The sequence below is a fragment of the Tardiphaga sp. OK246 genome (assembly GCF_900188215.1).
Classification (GTDB): domain Bacteria; phylum Pseudomonadota; class Alphaproteobacteria; order Rhizobiales; family Xanthobacteraceae; genus Tardiphaga; species Tardiphaga robiniae.
On the sequence record NZ_FZOX01000006.1, the window covers coordinates 86,067 to 101,150 of the forward strand.

General features: G+C 62.9%; 17 protein-coding genes. 2 read left to right on the forward strand and 15 right to left on the reverse strand.

Annotated elements, in window-relative coordinates:
• Positions 1-19: 19 nt before the first annotated feature.
• The 3 genes from CHC01_RS24445 to CHC01_RS24455 all read right to left on the reverse strand — a co-directional run bounded on the left by CHC01_RS24445 (position 20) and on the right by CHC01_RS24455 (position 2,451).
• Complete coding sequence (locus CHC01_RS24445) at positions 20-277, reverse strand: hypothetical protein (RefSeq protein WP_089267288.1); 258 nt, start codon at positions 275-277, stop codon at positions 20-22.
• 112 nt (positions 278-389) lie between these two features.
• Complete coding sequence (locus CHC01_RS24450) at positions 390-1,643, reverse strand: multidrug effflux MFS transporter (RefSeq protein ID WP_244558507.1); 1,254 nt, start codon at positions 1,641-1,643, stop codon at positions 390-392.
• 118 nt (positions 1,644-1,761) lie between these two features.
• Entirely contained in the window at positions 1,762-2,451 is a 690-nt protein-coding gene (locus CHC01_RS24455; protein ID WP_089266991.1) for a pyroglutamyl-peptidase I, read from the reverse strand.
• Between the two features lie 150 nt (positions 2,452-2,601).
• On the opposite strand from CHC01_RS24455, the gene CHC01_RS24460 reads away from it, so the two are divergent.
• The gene (locus CHC01_RS24460) at positions 2,602-3,039 is read left to right on the forward strand and encodes a hypothetical protein (protein WP_089266992.1); all 438 of its coding nucleotides are present in this window, start codon (positions 2,602-2,604) and stop codon (positions 3,037-3,039) included.
• A 51-nt stretch (positions 3,040-3,090) separates the two neighbouring features.
• Here CHC01_RS24460 and meaB read toward each other — a convergent pair whose 3' ends face one another.
• The 12 genes from meaB to CHC01_RS24515 all read right to left on the reverse strand — a co-directional run bounded on the left by meaB (position 3,091) and on the right by CHC01_RS24515 (position 12,971).
• Positions 3,091-4,074, reverse strand: a complete 984-nt coding sequence (gene meaB, locus CHC01_RS24465; protein ID WP_089266993.1) for a methylmalonyl Co-A mutase-associated GTPase MeaB — start codon at positions 4,072-4,074, stop codon at positions 3,091-3,093.
• The gene (locus tag CHC01_RS24470; protein ID WP_089267289.1) at positions 4,071-4,877 is read right to left on the reverse strand and encodes a DUF3298 and DUF4163 domain-containing protein; all 807 of its coding nucleotides are present in this window, start codon (positions 4,875-4,877) and stop codon (positions 4,071-4,073) included. The genes meaB and CHC01_RS24470 overlap by 4 nt, the downstream gene beginning before the upstream one ends.
• A complete protein-coding gene (locus tag CHC01_RS24475) occupies positions 4,874-5,230 on the reverse strand; it encodes a HepT-like ribonuclease domain-containing protein (protein WP_158596821.1) in 357 nt (118 codons plus the stop codon). Before CHC01_RS24475 ends, CHC01_RS24470 begins: the two co-directional genes overlap by 4 nt.
• Positions 5,231-5,269: 39 nt before the next feature.
• Positions 5,270-7,423, reverse strand: a complete 2,154-nt coding sequence (scpA, locus tag CHC01_RS24480; RefSeq protein ID WP_089266995.1) for a methylmalonyl-CoA mutase — start codon at positions 7,421-7,423, stop codon at positions 5,270-5,272.
• Positions 7,420-7,593, reverse strand: coding sequence for a hypothetical protein (locus CHC01_RS32735; RefSeq protein WP_170849709.1), 174 nt, complete (start codon positions 7,591-7,593; stop codon positions 7,420-7,422). Before CHC01_RS32735 ends, scpA begins: the two co-directional genes overlap by 4 nt.
• A 29-nt stretch (positions 7,594-7,622) precedes the next feature.
• Positions 7,623-8,090, reverse strand: a complete 468-nt coding sequence (locus tag CHC01_RS24485) for a GFA family protein (RefSeq protein ID WP_089266996.1) — start codon at positions 8,088-8,090, stop codon at positions 7,623-7,625.
• An 11-nt stretch (positions 8,091-8,101) separates the two neighbouring features.
• On the reverse strand, positions 8,102-9,973 hold the full coding sequence (locus CHC01_RS24490) for a methylmalonyl-CoA mutase subunit beta (protein ID WP_089266997.1): 1,872 nt from the start codon (positions 9,971-9,973) through the stop codon (positions 8,102-8,104).
• A gap of 260 nt (positions 9,974-10,233) precedes the next feature.
• The gene (gene folK, locus CHC01_RS24495; RefSeq protein WP_089266998.1) at positions 10,234-10,725 is read right to left on the reverse strand and encodes a 2-amino-4-hydroxy-6-hydroxymethyldihydropteridine diphosphokinase; all 492 of its coding nucleotides are present in this window, start codon (positions 10,723-10,725) and stop codon (positions 10,234-10,236) included.
• Between the two features lie 3 nt (positions 10,726-10,728).
• A complete protein-coding gene (gene folB / locus CHC01_RS24500) occupies positions 10,729-11,094 on the reverse strand; it encodes a dihydroneopterin aldolase (protein ID WP_089266999.1) in 366 nt (121 codons plus the stop codon).
• Positions 11,091-11,936: a dihydropteroate synthase gene (gene folP / locus CHC01_RS24505; RefSeq protein WP_089267000.1), complete on the reverse strand. Its 846-nt coding sequence runs from the start codon at positions 11,934-11,936 to the stop codon at positions 11,091-11,093. The genes folB and folP overlap by 4 nt, the downstream gene beginning before the upstream one ends.
• Positions 11,937-12,123: 187 nt before the next feature.
• Positions 12,124-12,531, reverse strand: coding sequence for a DUF4332 domain-containing protein (locus tag CHC01_RS24510; protein WP_089267001.1), 408 nt, complete (start codon positions 12,529-12,531; stop codon positions 12,124-12,126).
• A 74-nt stretch (positions 12,532-12,605) separates the two neighbouring features.
• Positions 12,606-12,971 carry a hypothetical protein gene (locus tag CHC01_RS24515; RefSeq protein ID WP_068734292.1) on the reverse strand — a complete coding sequence of 122 codons (366 nt, stop codon included), beginning with the start codon at positions 12,969-12,971 and terminating at the stop codon, positions 12,606-12,608.
• Between the two features lie 368 nt (positions 12,972-13,339).
• Here CHC01_RS24515 and CHC01_RS24520 point away from each other — a divergent pair, with 368 nt between their 5' ends.
• The gene (locus CHC01_RS24520) at positions 13,340-14,965 is read left to right on the forward strand and encodes a helicase HerA-like domain-containing protein (RefSeq protein WP_089267002.1); all 1,626 of its coding nucleotides are present in this window, start codon (positions 13,340-13,342) and stop codon (positions 14,963-14,965) included.
• The last annotated feature ends 119 nt before the right edge of the window (positions 14,966-15,084 follow it).

A 15,084-nucleotide genomic window follows, 5' to 3' on the forward strand; every position in this document is an offset into this window, starting at 1 on the left:
CGCCCGAGGGCCCCGCGCGCTATCGTCCCGTCAGCGCGAGCTGGAAATCCTTCTCGGCCTGGGCGTCGCGTTCGTTCTTTTCCGGGCATTCGCCGGGCTCCGCCTGGCAGGGACGGATCTCGTAGTCGTTGTCGAGCACGCGGCGCGGTGTCGGCTTCGAATTCTTGGCTTCGACATCGGTGACAAGGCCGCTCTCGGCGGCAAGTTTCCACACGTCGGCTTCGGTCGGATAGGCTTTACTCAGTTTCGCGTCGTCACAGAACAGTGCATAGGGCATCGGATTGCTCCGGTAAAAATTGATAACGTTCATGGCGGCGCCGGGTTCGCCCGACGTATTCCCAGACATTTCAAAATTGCGCGACGGCCATTCGGCTGCGTCGCGAGAGGGTTCAGCTCACCATCTTGTGAGACTTGAACAGGCGGCCCTTTTCCACCACGAGGATCACCGCGAATGCAGTGAGGGTGCAAAGAAAAAGGCCGGTCGCGAACGGCAGCAGAGTGCCGTCATAGTGCTGGCCGATAACCGTGCCGATGGCGATACCCAGCAGCGTGGTCAGCGTCCCGTAGAGCGAGGAGGCCGTGCCGGCGATGTGGCCCTGCGGCTCCATCGCCAGCGCGGTGAAATTCGAGAACATCAGGCCGAAGGCAAACATCATCAGCATCGACAGCGCGATGAACAACCATAGCGGCATGAAGCCCATCGCCACGGCCAATAACATCGCCGCGCCAGCAGTGACGAAACCGAGCAGGGCGCCGTGGGAGAGTGCGCGCATGCCAAGGCGATGGACGACGCGCGAGTTGAAGAAGCTGGCCGCAGCGACGCCGAAAGCGATGGAAGCAAAGGCAAGCGGGAAATATGGCCCGAGATGGAAAATCTCGGTGAACACCTGCTGCGACGTAAACACGAAAGCGAACAGTGCGCCCTGCAGGATGCCGGCAGCGAGGCCGTAACCGAGCGTCTGCCGATGGCTGACGGTTTGCCGATAGGCATAGAGCACATCACGAATGGCGAGCGAGCGGCGTTTGGCGACCGGCAGCGTCTCCGGCATTCGCCAGGCACTCCAGGCCAGCGTCAGCAGACCGTATAGCATCAGCACGACAAAGATGCCGCGCCATTCCGTGAGAACCATCAGGGCCTGGCCGAAAGACGGGGCGATGACCGGCACGGAAATGAAAACCATGATGGCCAGTGACATGACGCTGGCCATGCGGCGGCCGGCATAGCAGTCCCGGACGATCGACACCGCGATCACGCGCGTCGCCGCGGTGCCGACGCCCTGCAGCAGGCGGGCGAGCAGCAGGACTTCGAACGACGGTGCGAACAGCGCGAGCACGCTCGCACCGCAATAGACGGCCATTCCACCAAGCAGGATGGGGCGCCGGCCGTAGCGATCCGACAGCGGGCCGATGGCGAATTGGGCCACGCCGAAGCCGAGCAGGAAGACCGAGAGGACGGTCTGAAGGTGGTTGGCATCAGGGACGTTGAAGGCCGCACCGATATGCGGCAGCGCCGGCAGCATGATGTCCATGGCAAGCGGATTCAGCGCCATGATCGAAGCGATCACGACGACGAATTCGCCAAATTTCATTGGGCTATGGGTCGATGACACCGCCAGAGGCGCGTCGGCGTTGATGTCGGTCACAAAACTGTCCTTGAGAGCTTCTCGCCATTAGGGTCTTCATGCTGCGATGCACAAGTTGACTTTCGGCATGGCTGCGTCGCGGAAACCGGCGGAATTTCTCCAATTTATGAATTAGTGTTCAGAAAATAGCCGGGAGTGTCGTTTCGACGGTCCCAACCCCGGAATTCCGGGCCGGATCACACAGCTTGACCCGGGTCAGGCGGATCATCTCCAGCAGGATAGCTTCACCGGTATCGGTGAGCTCGTCGGAAGTCATGCGACGCGAGGCCGTGTCTTGCGCCAGCAGCGGCACATGGACGAAGGCGGCGAGGCGAGGGCCGCTGTGCGCGCGCGTCGCCTCGATGCCGCGCCAGGACAGGTAATTGCAGAGATAGCGGCCGGCATCGCGTGAGGGGCGCACGTCGGCGCCGCCAGCGAGGGCGGCCCGGAACAGACGCGCCGTGTGCGGGCCGAACATCTGCGCGCCGGCGCCAGGTACGATGCTGGCGCGGCGTACCGTCGTGTGGCCGGCATCCGGCCACAGCATCGACACCGCGTTGCGTGCGCGCGTCTCGATCCGGATATAGGGCGTGCGCGCGGCGAGGCCGAACATCAGCAGCGCATCCGGGCGATGGCGCGCGATCAGCTCGGGCAATTCGCGGTCGACGGTGGCGTAGGTGACGTCGAAAATATGCGCGATGCGGATGGCGTCGGCGAAAGCGGGACGGCGCAGCGTTGCGAGTTTTCGCACCAGCGCCTGCGTCGGGTTCACCGGCGCGCCGGGGAAGGGGCCGAAGCCGGTGATAAGGATGCGCGGGGCGCTGCTCATCGATTCATGCCTCTACCCACATGACCTTGTTCTCTCCTCTTCGTTCGGAAGCGTGCGAATGCGGTTGCAGCGGCACGGATATACCGCTCACGAAGCAATGAACGATTATGCCCTTGACCTGAAAGTGAGAGCTGCAGAGGATTTCTACCATTGATTGTTTTTTTGGGGGATTTTATGTCCAGGTTGATTTTCGGCCTTTTTGCCGTCCTTTTGTTTTCGAACTCAGCTGCGTTCAGTCAAGCGAGTATCGATTGGACCAAGTCTGTAGGTGAGTGCAAAGGAGAATTCGAAGAACGAACCAAGTGCATGATCGCTGCGATTAAAGCCCTTGAAGGGCGAGCAAATGCTGCGGAGTCGCGGTTGGCAGAGGTGGAGAAGCGGCTACGGCTCGTTGAAGAGAAAACGCTCGATGCGCGCGTCTCATCGCTCGAAACCAATACGATCAAAAGGGGCCAGCCGGTCAGCGTGCTAGCCGACTTCAGAAAGCAGTGCATGCATTGGATTGATACCTCGCAGCCAGCGACATTCGTACCTTGCAACTCCGGACCTGATCCGCGCGATGAGGGTTTCGTTCTGCTGCCACGTTAGCAAGAATGAATCCTGCGCAGAGCGGGGTGTAGTGCCAGCATAAATCGACTCTTACTTCAGCAACTCCACTATCTGCTCCGCCGCGACGGCAGGCGTCATCGTGCCGTCGGCGACGTCGCGTTCGACCTGTTTGACCTTGCTGCGAATGCCGGGATCGCTGCGCAGCCGTGCCTTCAACCGATCCTCCAGCATGGTCCACATCCACTTCACCTGCTGCTCGCGGCGGCGGGCGGCGAAATCGCCGGAGGTATTCATGGCGGTGCGATGCGCGATGACCTTGTCCCAGAGTTCGGCGATACCCGTCTTGGTCAGCGCCGAATAGGTCACGACTGGCGGATGCCAGTGCTCCGAGCGCGGCGCCAGGATATGCAGCGCGCCGCGATAATCCCCAGCGGTGATATTGGCGCGTTTGAGGTTGTCGCCGTCAGCCTTGTTGATGGCGATCATGTCGGCGAGTTCGATCAGGCCTTTCTTGATGCCCTGCAACTCGTCGCCGCCGCCGGGCAACATCAGCGCAAGAAAGAAATCGGTCATGTCGCAGACCGCGGTTTCCGACTGGCCGATGCCGACGGTCTCCACCAGCACCACGTCGAAACCTGCCGCCTCACAAAGTAACATCGCCTCGCGCGTTTTCGCTGCGACGCCGCCGAGCGTGCCGGAGGACGGCGAGGGACGAATGAAGGCGTTAGGATGGGCAGACAGATCGTTCATCCGCGTCTTGTCGCCGAGGATCGAGCCGCCGGTGCGCGCCGAGGAGGGATCGACGGCCAGCACCGCGACCTTGTGGCCGCGCTCGATCAGATACATGCCGAGCACATCGATGGTGGTCGACTTGCCGACGCCGGGCGAGCCGGTGATCCCAACGCGAAACGCTTTGCCTGTGGCGGGCAGCAGTGCCTGCACGAGTTCGCGCGCGGCGGCCTGATGATCGGCGCGGCGGCTTTCCACCAGCGTGATCGCCCGCGCCAGCGCGGCGCGGCTGCCGGCGCGGAGGTCTTTGGCGAGCGCGTCGATGTCGATGGGGGCTTTGGTCACTGCGGCCCCTTGTCGTCGTCCTTCGGCCGCTCGCCGGCGAAGATCGCGCTGCCCTCGGCGGACAGATAGGGCTTGAGTTTCTCCCACGGCACGAAGGCGTCGTAATCGCCTTCGGCATAGGAGCCGACCGCATAGGGGCCGTAATGGAAGCTGAGGCCGGAGCTCTTGCCGGCCGATGTCGACGGCGCCAGCGATACCGGTCCGATCTTGAGCAGCTTTGGCTCCAGCGCATCGACGAGGCTCATGTCGGGATTGTCGTTGTCGCGTTTTTTCTTCTCGACTTTGAGATCGGCGACGACTGCATCGCGGATCGCCGTCATCGCCGGCCCGCTATCGGCGAGCTCGGTGAAAAAAGGGCGGACGCTGATCATCTTGCCGGCCTGCCTGTCCCACAGCAGCGTGTCGTTGGCACGATTGGGATGCGCGCCGCCGGTGTAGTTGTAGTCCGCGCGGATGATGCTGGCATAGCGGCCGGAGACGAGTGAACTCTGCGTATAGCTACGCTCCGATTCCCATGGCCGGTTGCGGATGTCGGCAGGGAGATCGTTCATCTCCTTGCGCTGCTCGGCCAGCTCCTTGAGCGTCTTCGCAGCCCAGCCATTGCTGGCGGATGTGAGATATTTCAGCAGCGGCGCATCGGACTTGATCGCGGCATCAAAGAAGACGGCGACCTCGGTGTATTTGCCCTTGAGCTGGATGTCGGGTGTCGGCTCGGCGGCGAGGGAGATCGCTATGGAAGTGATTAGGAAGGCACAGGCCAAGCCTGCGAGACGAGAAGTATTACGGATATAAGCAAGTTTCATTCTGGAGACCTGAGCCGCGCGGCGCACCGTTCGAGAGGAGGCATCAAATCGTGAGCCCAATGTAGAAGAGTGTCTGGCTCAACTCTGATTGCGACGTTGCCGAGACGATCACTCATCTCGGCAACCGCTGTCCAGTCTACTTCAGCTTCGCGCTTCTTTATCTCATTCGGGATGTGATCCGAAGCAATTCCGATAATCTCGAAAAATCGCTCCATGGCCACGCAAGTCCTCATGTCCTTGGCGAGGTCTGCCGACGTGCGACCAGCGATAGCTTCTTTGACCAGCGCAATTTTCTCGTAGATATGCGAGAAACGCTCTGCAACGGACGGTGGCGGAATTGTGCCAGTTTCCATGGACCAGCTCATCAGGCACCCGGTTGATTGTGGTCTTGATTACTCCGCCGCCTCGCTGTGTCCCAGCCGCGCATTGAGCTTGTGGATCAGCTCTTCGGCCGCCTCCGAGATCACCGTGCCCGGCGGGAAGATCGCCTCGGCGCCGGCCTTGTAGAGTTCGTCGTAATCCTGCGGGGGGACGACGCCGCCGATGATGATCATGATGTCCTCGCGGCCCTGCTTCTTGAGCGCGGCCTTGAGTTCGGGCACCGCGGTCAGATGGGCTGCGGCCAGCGACGATAGGCCGAGGATGTGCACGTCGTTTTCGACGGCCTGCCGCGCGGCTTCATCGGCGGTGGCGAATAGCGGTCCGATATCGACGTCGAAGCCGACATCGGCAAAGGCCGACGCGATCACCTTCTGGCCGCGGTCGTGGCCGTCCTGGCCGATCTTGGCGACGAGAATACGCGGGCGGCGACCCTCGGCGTCCTCGAAAGCGTCGATCAGCGCCTGAACCTTCTGGACCTTGTCGTTCATGGTGGACGCCTCGCGCTTGTAGACACCGGTGATGGACTTGATCTCGGCGCGGTGGCGGCCGAATACTTTCTCCATCGCATCGGAAATTTCGCCGACGGTGGCCTTGGCCCGCGCGGCATCGATCGCCAGCGCCAGCAGGTTGCCGTTGCCGTCCTTGGCGCTGCGCGTCAGCGCCGCCAGCGCGGCGTCGACGTCGGCCTGGCTGCGCTCGCCACGAAGCCTCTTCAATTTGTCGATCTGCAGCCGGCGCACGGTGGAATTTTCCACCTTGAGCACGTCGAGCGCTTCTTCATTTTCCGGCTTGTACTTGTTGACGCCGATCACCGCCTGACGGCCGGCATCGATGCGTGCCTGGGTCTTCGCCGAGGCTTCCTCGATGCGCAGCTTGGGCACGCCGGCCTCGATGGCCTTGGCCATGCCGCCGAGCTCTTCCACTTCCCGGATATGCGCCCAGGCCTTGGTGGCGAGATCATGTGTCAGGCGCTCGACGTAATAGGAGCCGCCCCATGGATCGATGATGCGGTTGGTGCCGGTTTCCTGCTGCAGGAACAGCTGCGTGTTGCGGGCAATGCGCGCCGAGAAGTCGGTGGGCAGCGCCAGCGCTTCGTCGAGCGCATTGGTGTGCAGTGACTGCGTGTGGCCCTGCGTCGCCGCCATCGCCTCGATGGTGGTGCGCATCACGTTGTTGTAGACGTCCTGCGCGGTCAGCGACCAGCCCGAGGTCTGGCAATGGGTGCGCAGCGACAGCGACTTCGGATCCTTCGGGTTGAACTGCGTCAGCAGCTTGGCCCAGAGCAGCCGCGCAGCGCGCATCTTGGCGACTTCCATGAAGAAGTTCATGCCGATCGCCCAGAAGAACGACAGCCGCGGCGCGAAGCGGTCGACATCGATGCCCGCGGCCAAACCGGCGCGCAGATATTCGACGCCGTCGGCGAGCGTGTAAGCCAGTTCGAGATCCTGCGTCGCACCGGCTTCCTGCATGTGATAGCCGGAGATCGAAATCGAATTGTACTTGGGCATCTTCTGCGAGGTGTAGGCGAAGATGTCGGAGATGATCCGCATCGAGGGTGTCGGCGGATAGATATAGGTGTTGCGCACCATGAACTCTTTCAGAATGTCATTCTGAATCGTGCCGGTGAGCTTCTCCGGCGGCACGCCCTGTTCCTCGGCGGCAGCGACATAGAGCGCGAGGATCGGCAGCACCGCGCCGTTCATGGTCATCGACACGCTCATCTGATCGAGCGGAATACCGGCGAACAGCGTGCGCATGTCGTAGATCGAGTCGATCGCCACGCCGGCCATGCCGACGTCGCCCGACACGCGCGGATGATCCGAGTCATAGCCGCGATGGGTGGCGAGATCGAAGGCGACCGAGAGGCCCTTCTGGCCGGCTGCGAGATTGCGCCGATAGAAGGCGTTGGAATCCTCCGCGGTGGAAAATCCGGCATATTGCCGGATCGTCCAGGGCTGGTTGACATACATGGTCGGGTAGGGCCCGCGCAGGAACGGCGCGATGCCCGGATAGGTGTCGAGGAAGTCGATGCCGGCGACGTCGGATTCGCCATAACCGGGTTTCACCAGGATGCCTTCGGGCGTCAGCCACGGCTCGCCCTGCGATGGCGCACCGGCGGCGATGGGCGAGAAAGCGATGTTGGTGAAGTCAGGAATCTTGGTCATGGTCGTTTCTCGAATTCTCGATTGCGTTCGATGAGTCTCTGAACGTTCTTCTTGTAGGTCGGGTCGTCTGACGGGGGCGTTTCAGTTTTCCGCCAGAGTACCACGTCAAACACTTTTTCAAGCACCTTGGCGATCGGCCACATCAGCAAGTCGAATAGCAAACTGCCCATGCGCGCGATCCTTGTTGAAACACGCTATCTCAATCATGATCCGGATGCTGATAGCTGAACACTTCCGCGCATTTCTCCGGTCCGAAATTCTGCATCGTCGTCTTGCTCGGCAGGTTCGACACGTTGCCGACCCAGCCCAGGCGTGACTCCGTGCCGAATTGCAGCGTCGGCACCACGCGGTCCGGGCGGTCGAAGGCGCCGGTCATGATCTCGATCTTGGGGCCGCCGATCGCGCGATAGCTCAGCGGCGTGCCGCATTTGGCGCAGAAGTCGCGCTCCGCAATCGACGATGACTTGAACGCCGCCGGCTTGCCGCGGGTCCACGCAAAGTTCTCGTTCGGGATATCGGCGAGCGAGGCGAATGGCGCGCCGGTGGCCTTCTGGCACATGCGGCAATGGCAGATGCTGACCCGGGTCGGCGCAGCCGACAGCGCAAAGCGGATCGCGCCGCATTGGCAGCCGCCGGTCAGCGCGGGTTTGCTCGCCGTTGCCGTCATGGCTTACTCCATCAGGCCGAATTTAGTAGATCATGGGCCTGCACCAGCATCGCCAGCGCATCGCCGCCGGCAATGATAAAATCCCTAACGCCTGCGTCGCGCAAGGGCGCCTCGAGGTCGCCGGGGCGGCCTGCCAGATAGATATGCTTCGCGCCGGCGGCCTGAAGCGCTTTTGCTGCGGGCGCGGCCTGGCCGGCATAGAGCTTGTCGGACGAGCAGATACATACCAGCGCGGCACCGGAGGCCTTCCAGGCCTTGGCGAGTACGGCTGGATCGGAGAAACCGTCGCTGTCGAGGGCTTCGATGCCGCCGGTCTCGAAAAAGCTCTTGGCGAAGGTCGCGCGGGCCGTGAAATCGGCCGGCGTGCCGAGATTGGCCAGAAACACTTTCGGACGGGCACCCTTGCGCGCCAGCAGGTGATCCGACTTGTCGCGCAGCGCCTCGAAGGGCGAGGCCAGCCGGATCGGTTCCAGCGGGTTGAACTTGATCTTGTCCTTGCCATAGGGCTTGCCGGGGATCGGCTTGACCTTCAGCACACTGGCGCGGGCCTCATGCAGGTTCGGGAATTCGCTGGCGCCGGTGAGCACTTCGCGGCGCTTGGCGACGCTGGCCTGACGCGCGGCACGGGTCGCGGCGACCTTCGGCTGGATCACATTGTTGCCAAGCGCCGGGAAGGCGCCGCCAGCTTTTTCGATGTCCTGGAACTGCGCCCATGCGGCGTCGCACAGTTCGCGCGTGAGCGCCTCGATGCCGCCGGCACCGGCGGCGGGATCGGTGACCTTGGCGAGATTGGACTCTTCCAGCAGCACCAGTTGGGTGTTGCGCGCAGCGCGGCGCGCAAAGCCATCGGGCAGGCCGAGCGCCAGCGTATGCGGCAGCACGCAGATGGAGTTGGCACCGCCGAGGCCCGCAGCGAATGTCGCCATGGTGGCGCGCAGCATGTTCACATAGGGATCGCGCTGCGTAAGCATGCGCCATGCGGTGTCGGCAGCGATGAACAGCGGCTTCGGCACGAGGCCGCAGCTTTCCTCGATGCGCGCCCACAAGAGGCGCAGCGCGCGGAATTTCGCCATGGTGAGAAACTGATCGGCATCAGCCGCGAGACGCGCATAGACCATGCCGCGGGCCGTCTCGAGCGGAATGTTATGGTCTTCCATCGCGCGCAGATAGGACACCATCACCGCGAGGACGTAGGACAGTTCCTGCACTTCGGAGCCGCCGGCATCGTGAATGATGCGGCCGTCGGCAACGGCGAACGGGCCCTTGAAGCCTTGTGCGGCGAGCTTCTTGATGGTGTCGGTGACGGCGGGCGCCATCTCCCACCAGTTATAGGCGCTGGTGCCCCATACGGCGGTGGCGCCGATGGGATCGAGGCCAAAGCGGATATCGCATGTGGCGGGATCGATGCCCTTCGTCTTGATGTAATCGGCGAGATGCGTCACGGCCATGCGCGACTGCGGGCCGGCATGGAGTTCGATGCCGATGCCGGCGTCGAGATAGATGCCGTCGAACAGCGTCTCGATGGTGTCGGGCGAGGCGACGAGGCCGAACCCCCGCGCGCCATTGGCACCTTCGAACACCAGCGTGAGACCAGTGGCGCCGTTTTCGAGATCGTGCAGCGCCTGCTTGTTCGACTTGCCGGCATCCGGGTGGTCGATCCGCTGCATGATCTGCCATGGCGCCGCGGCCGGCCGGCTGGCAATCGGCGCCGCATCCTGGGCGCGCGGATAGATCGGCTGGATCTTGACGCCGTCATAGGTCTTGCTGATCAGCTTCTCGAACGGCGCGCCTTTCAGCACGCCATCGACGAGCTTGCGCCAGTCATCGTAACTCGCAGGCGCAAAATCGGCGGCCAGCCGCAGGTCGTCAGTCGCAGTCGACATTGAGGAACTTCACTCCCGGTATTGCTTCGTGGTTGAGCCGGAAAATGCCATGCCGAGAAGGGGTTGCCAATGGCTGTTCGAGCATGGGGATGCGCGGAATTGGCGCTTTCTTCCCTCTCCCCGCAATGCGGGGAGAGGGTGGCGTCGCGCAGCGACGACGGGTGAGGGGCGGGGCACAGAGCTAAACCAATCTGGTCCGAGCTGGTCGCGCCGTGGGATCTGCGAGTGATCTTGTGAGGATAGTTCCGGCGTGTTGGCGCTCAATCGAGGTCGGGCAGCTTCTCGATGCCGGCGGTTGAGAGCGCCTTCAGATGCTCGGCAACGGTCTTGCCCGCGATCACCCGCTCCGGGGCGATCTCGGCTAGCGGCACCAGAACGAAGGCGCGGGTGGTGGCGCGCGGGTGGGGCAGGTGCAGTTCCGGCTTGGCGATGACCACGTCGTCATAGGCGATCATGTCGAGATCGAGCGGCCGCGGACCCCAGTGCCCCTCGGCAACGCGGTTGCGGCCGAACTTGTGTTCGATCCTGTGCAGCGTGAACAACAGCGCGTGCGGATCGAGTTCGGTCTCGATCTCGATTGCCGCATTGACGAAGTGGTCCTGCGGCACATCGCCGACTGGCGGCGTGCTGTAGTCTGCCGAGCGTTCGATCAACGCGGCCTGCGTCATGCCGCAGATATTGCCGATCGCCTTGCGGAAGGTCATGCGGACATCGCCGACATTGCCGCCGAGCGCGATGAGGACGCTGGCCATCGGTTACGCCCGCGATCTGCGCAGCACCACGCCGACATCGTCGAAGATCGCGGCGATCGGCGCGTGCGGCTTGTGCACGGTGACCTTGACCGAGCTGATGCGCGGAAAATCCGCGAGCACCGCATCGGCCACCGCACCGGCAGCGCGTTCCAGCAGCTTGTAATTGGTGTCCTTGAAAGCGGCGATCGCGGTGGCGACGACATTGGCATAGGACACGGTATCGGCAAGGCGGTCGGTGCGCGAGGCAAGGTCGATATCGGCATCGAGTTCGAGATCGATGACGAAGCGCTGCCCGACGACGCCTTCGTAGTCGAGCACGCCGTGATGGGCATGCACGGATACGCCCTTGATGAAGATCATGTCGGTCATCTTAAGTCCTCGATGGCTGCGGTGACGCGCAGGGCCTGAACGGTTTCCGCGACGTCATGGGCGCGGACGATTTTGGCGCCGTGCCGCACCGCCAGCAGATGCGCGGCGAGGGATCCGCCGATGCGCTGCTGCGGCTCCGACGGTACGACGGTCGATATGAATTTCTTGCGCGAGGCGGCGATCAGCACCGGCAGGCCGAAGCTGGTCAGCGCGTCGAACCGCGCCAGCGCAATCATGCTCTGCTCAGGCGTCTTGCCGAAGCCGATGCCGGGGTCGAGTACGATGTGGCCCGCAGGGATGCCGGCCCTGGCGGCGATCTCCAGCGAGCGCGCGAAGAAGCTTTTCATGTCGGCGACGATATCGATGCTGCCATCGACCTCGTCGCGGTTATGCATGACGACCACAGGCGCGCTGTGCTCGGCGATGACGCGCGCCATGTCGGGATCGCGCTGCAGTCCCCAGATGTCATTGGCGATGGCGACGCCGGCGGCGAGCGCTTTCGCGACGACGGACGCCTTCATGCTGTCGATCGACACCGGCGTGCCGAGCGCGACCACGTCGGCCAGCACCGGCACGAGCCGCGCCCATTCTTCATCGGCGGTGACAGGCCGGGACCCATAGGGGCGCGTGGACTCGGCGCCGATGTCGATGATCCCCGCGCCCTCGGCGATCATTCGCCTGGCCTGCGCCAGCGCACGCTCGGGGGCATCGAACTGGCCGCCATCGGAGAAGGAATCCGGGGTGACGTTCAGGATACCCATCACGGCAGGCACCGGCGATGCCAGCAGCGCGGCCAGCACCGGGTGGACCGTCGGAGCAGACGTTGTCGGACGCGCGATCATGAGGTCGCTTTGCGCGGTCGGGGGGAGGGAGTCAAGATGGATCAAAACGTCATTCCGGGGCGCATGCGGCGTGAGCCGCAGGCGAACCCGGAATCTTGCAGCGTGAAGCGATCCGGCGTTTCAGCCATCTCGGGATTCCGGGTTCACGCTCCGCTAGCGCTGCGCGTGCCCCGGAATGACGAGAGGCTCAATACGAAATCTTCAGCGGCAGCTGGCGGGCCTTTTCGATCAGGTCGCCGACCGACTTCTCGGAGGGCATCACCCGCACCAGCTTGCGCTTGTCGTTGGCCTCGCGCATCGCCTGAGCCAGGCGGGACGGGTTGCGGTGGGTCAATTCGCGTACCGTGTTGACGCCGGAGGCGCGGAGCAGTTCGGCCTTGGCCTTGCCCATGCCGGGGATGCGCAGGTAGTCGGCGAGGTTCGCCCATTCGAGCAGTTGCTGTTCGCTGAACCCGGTCTTGGCAGCGAGTTCCTTGCGGCACTTCGCGGAGTGAGCGGCGTCCAGCAGCCCTTCCATGGTGCGGATGCCTGCCTTTTTCAGTTTGGTCGCGGCGAAGGCCGTCAAACCGTCAATCTTGGAGATGGGATATGTCATGGTACTCAGACGTATGAAGATCGGACGTATGAAGATGCTGGACGCTTACGCGCGGCTGCTGACGTAACAGACGGTCAGGAGAACTGGCTCAGGCCAGGTGTGCCGGCAACGATCTCGTCCATGGCATCCGCGCCGATCTTCTCGCGGCCGAACTTGAACAGTTCGCGCGCGACGCTCTGGATCTCGCCCATGCCGAGGCCGAGACCCATCAGCTTGCTGCCCAGGGCCATGATGCCGCCGCCCATCAGGCTGCTCAATCCACCACCGCCCTCTGACGATGCGATGGCTGCATCCGCACCCGGAATTTTTTCGATGAGCGCATTGACCGGCGCGGCCGGTGCTTCCTTGCGCAGGAACCCCAAGATAATGCCGACAGCCTTTTCAGCCACAGCTTCGTCGATGCCGACCTTTGCGGTCAGCGCTTTGATTAATTCGTCCATGATGCCCCGCCTCACATCGGTTGAGTGCCGATGCCCTTATGTTGAAAAGTGATCTTGAGCCGCTGTGATTCGAATTACAAGCGCGCCAACTCGCCCGACGTGCGATTCAGTGTGATCGCGTATCGAGTGTTGCACCAATGCAAGAGCAAACGTGAAATTTTGGTCAATTGTTCGCAGATGCGACAGCGCCGTACTTTGGAAAGAGCAAAAAGATACGGCTTGTGTTTCGTCCGTGGGAACGACGGACGGGTTTCAGGTGTGGCGGGAACGCTTTGCGTTTCAATCGCTCGCCAAGATGCGGTAAGATCATGGTGAGCCGCAAATTTTTTTGAAATCTTTTTCTTGATGCGCGCGACAGAGGCGATCCGATGGCGACCACCGAACTGAAGTCAGGCGATACCGACGGCAAGATCTTCATCGGCAAGGGCGACCAACCGGCATGGCTGACGCTGGCCCTCGGCAATCGCCACGGTCTCGTCACGGGCGCGACGGGAACAGGTAAAACCGTATCGCTGCAGGTGATGGCGGAGGGCTTTGCACGTGCCGGTGTGCCGGTCTTCGCTGCGGACATCAAGGGCGACCTCTCGGGGATAGCCGAAGTCGGCGAGGGCAAGGACTTTATTTTGCAGCGCGCCAAGGAGATGGCGCTGACGTTCCAGCCCGATCAGTTCTCGACCGTGTTCTGGGACGTGTTCGGCGAGCAGGGCCATCCGGTGCGCGCGACCATCTCGGAGATGGGGCCACTATTGCTGGCGCGGCTGCTCGATCTCAACGATGTGCAGGAAGGCGTGCTCAACGTCGCCTTCCGCGTCGCCGACGAGAACGGTCTGACGCTGCTCGACATGAAGGATCTGCGCGCGCTGCTCGATGCCATCGTGCCGATGACCGCCAAGAAGGACGAGGTCGATCCACTCGCCGATGTCCGCAAGTCAGCCTTGAGCTTCGGAAACGTCACCAAGGCGACGATCGGCACCATCCAGCGCCAATTGCTCGTGCTGGAGAACCAGGGCGCCGATAAATTCTTCGGCGAGCCGGCGCTGGAGCTGAAAGATTTTCTCAAGACCGACCGCGACGGCCGTGGCATGGTCAATATCCTCGTCGCCGACAAGCTGATGTCGAGCCCGCGGCTTTACGCAACCTTCCTGCTGTGGCTGCTCTCGGAATTGTTCGAGGAATTGCCCGAAGTCGGCGATCTGCCGAAGCCCAAACTGGTGTTCTTCTTCGACGAAGCGCATCTCTTGTTCAACGATGCGCCGAAGGCGCTGCTCGACAAGATCGAACAGGTCGTGCGCCTGATCCGCTCCAAGGGCGTCGGCGTCTATTTCGTCACCCAGAACCCGATCGATGTGCCTGATCGCGTACTCGCCCAGCTCGGCAACCGCGTTCAGCACGCTCTGCGCGCTTTCACCCCGCGGGATCAGAAGGCGGTGCAGGCGGCAGCACAGACCTTCCGTGCCAATCCGAAACTCGACACGGCCACGGTCATCACCGAACTCGGCAAGGGCGAGGCACTGGTCTCGTTCCTCGAAGGCAACGGCACGCCTGCGATGGTCGAACGCATCATGGTGCGTCCGCCGACCGCACGTATCGGGCCGATCACGCCTGAGGAGCGCAAGGCGATCCTCGCGGCGAGCCCGGTGAAGGGCAAATACGACACCGCGATCGATTCCGAATCCGCCTACGAGACGCTGCAGAAGCGCATCGCCGGGACGGCGGCGACGCCGGCCGAGGCTGGCGACGCGGCGGGCGGTGGCGGCGGTGGTGGATTTTTGGGCCAGCTCGGTGCGATCGTCGGCACCATCTTCGGCACCAATACCGGCCGCAACAGGCTCTCCACCGGCCAGGTGATTGCGCGCAGCGTCACCCGCAGCGTGACCAACAAGGTCGTCGGCGGCATCGTCGCCAATATCGGCAAGCAGGTGGGCGGCTCGCTGGGCAGTTCGATCGGCCGCGAGATCGTACGCGGGACGCTGGGCGGGATTTTGAAGCGGTAAGGACCGTCCAGACTGTCCATTATGCACCCGCCCGCGGCTTTGCAGGTCCCGGCGCCATCTGCTACCCACCGCGGTCTGAACCGCGCCGTGCCGGCGGGTCTTTTAAGCGGGACTGCGAA

What these genes read in the sequence shown, in the direction of transcription:
- CHC01_RS24445 (WP_089267288.1), bottom strand. Translation starts at nt 277, where the DNA reads ATGCCCTATGCACTGTTCTGTGACGACGCGAAACTGAGTAAAGCCTAT.
- CHC01_RS24455 (WP_089266991.1), bottom strand. Translation starts at nt 2,451, where the DNA reads ATGAGCAGCGCCCCGCGCATCCTTATCACCGGCTTCGGCCCCTTCCCC.
- CHC01_RS24470 (WP_089267289.1), bottom strand. Translation starts at nt 4,877, where the DNA reads ATGAAACTTGCTTATATCCGTAATACTTCTCGTCTCGCAGGCTTGGCC.
- CHC01_RS24475 (WP_158596821.1), bottom strand. Translation starts at nt 5,230, where the DNA reads ATGGAAACTGGCACAATTCCGCCACCGTCCGTTGCAGAGCGTTTCTCG.
- scpA (WP_089266995.1), bottom strand. Translation starts at nt 7,423, where the DNA reads ATGACCAAGATTCCTGACTTCACCAACATCGCTTTCTCGCCCATCGCC.
- CHC01_RS32735 (WP_170849709.1), bottom strand. Translation starts at nt 7,593, where the DNA reads ATGGGCAGTTTGCTATTCGACTTGCTGATGTGGCCGATCGCCAAGGTG.
- CHC01_RS24485 (WP_089266996.1), bottom strand. Translation starts at nt 8,090, where the DNA reads ATGACGGCAACGGCGAGCAAACCCGCGCTGACCGGCGGCTGCCAATGC.
- CHC01_RS24490 (WP_089266997.1), bottom strand. Translation starts at nt 9,973, where the DNA reads ATGTCGACTGCGACTGACGACCTGCGGCTGGCCGCCGATTTTGCGCCT.
- folK (WP_089266998.1), bottom strand. Translation starts at nt 10,725, where the DNA reads ATGGCCAGCGTCCTCATCGCGCTCGGCGGCAATGTCGGCGATGTCCGC.
- folB (WP_089266999.1), bottom strand. Translation starts at nt 11,094, where the DNA reads ATGACCGACATGATCTTCATCAAGGGCGTATCCGTGCATGCCCATCAC.
- folP (WP_089267000.1), bottom strand. Translation starts at nt 11,936, where the DNA reads ATGATCGCGCGTCCGACAACGTCTGCTCCGACGGTCCACCCGGTGCTG.
- CHC01_RS24510 (WP_089267001.1), bottom strand. Translation starts at nt 12,531, where the DNA reads ATGACATATCCCATCTCCAAGATTGACGGTTTGACGGCCTTCGCCGCG.
- CHC01_RS24515 (WP_068734292.1), bottom strand. Translation starts at nt 12,971, where the DNA reads ATGGACGAATTAATCAAAGCGCTGACCGCAAAGGTCGGCATCGACGAA.
- CHC01_RS24520 (WP_089267002.1), top strand. Translation starts at nt 13,340, where the DNA reads ATGGCGACCACCGAACTGAAGTCAGGCGATACCGACGGCAAGATCTTC.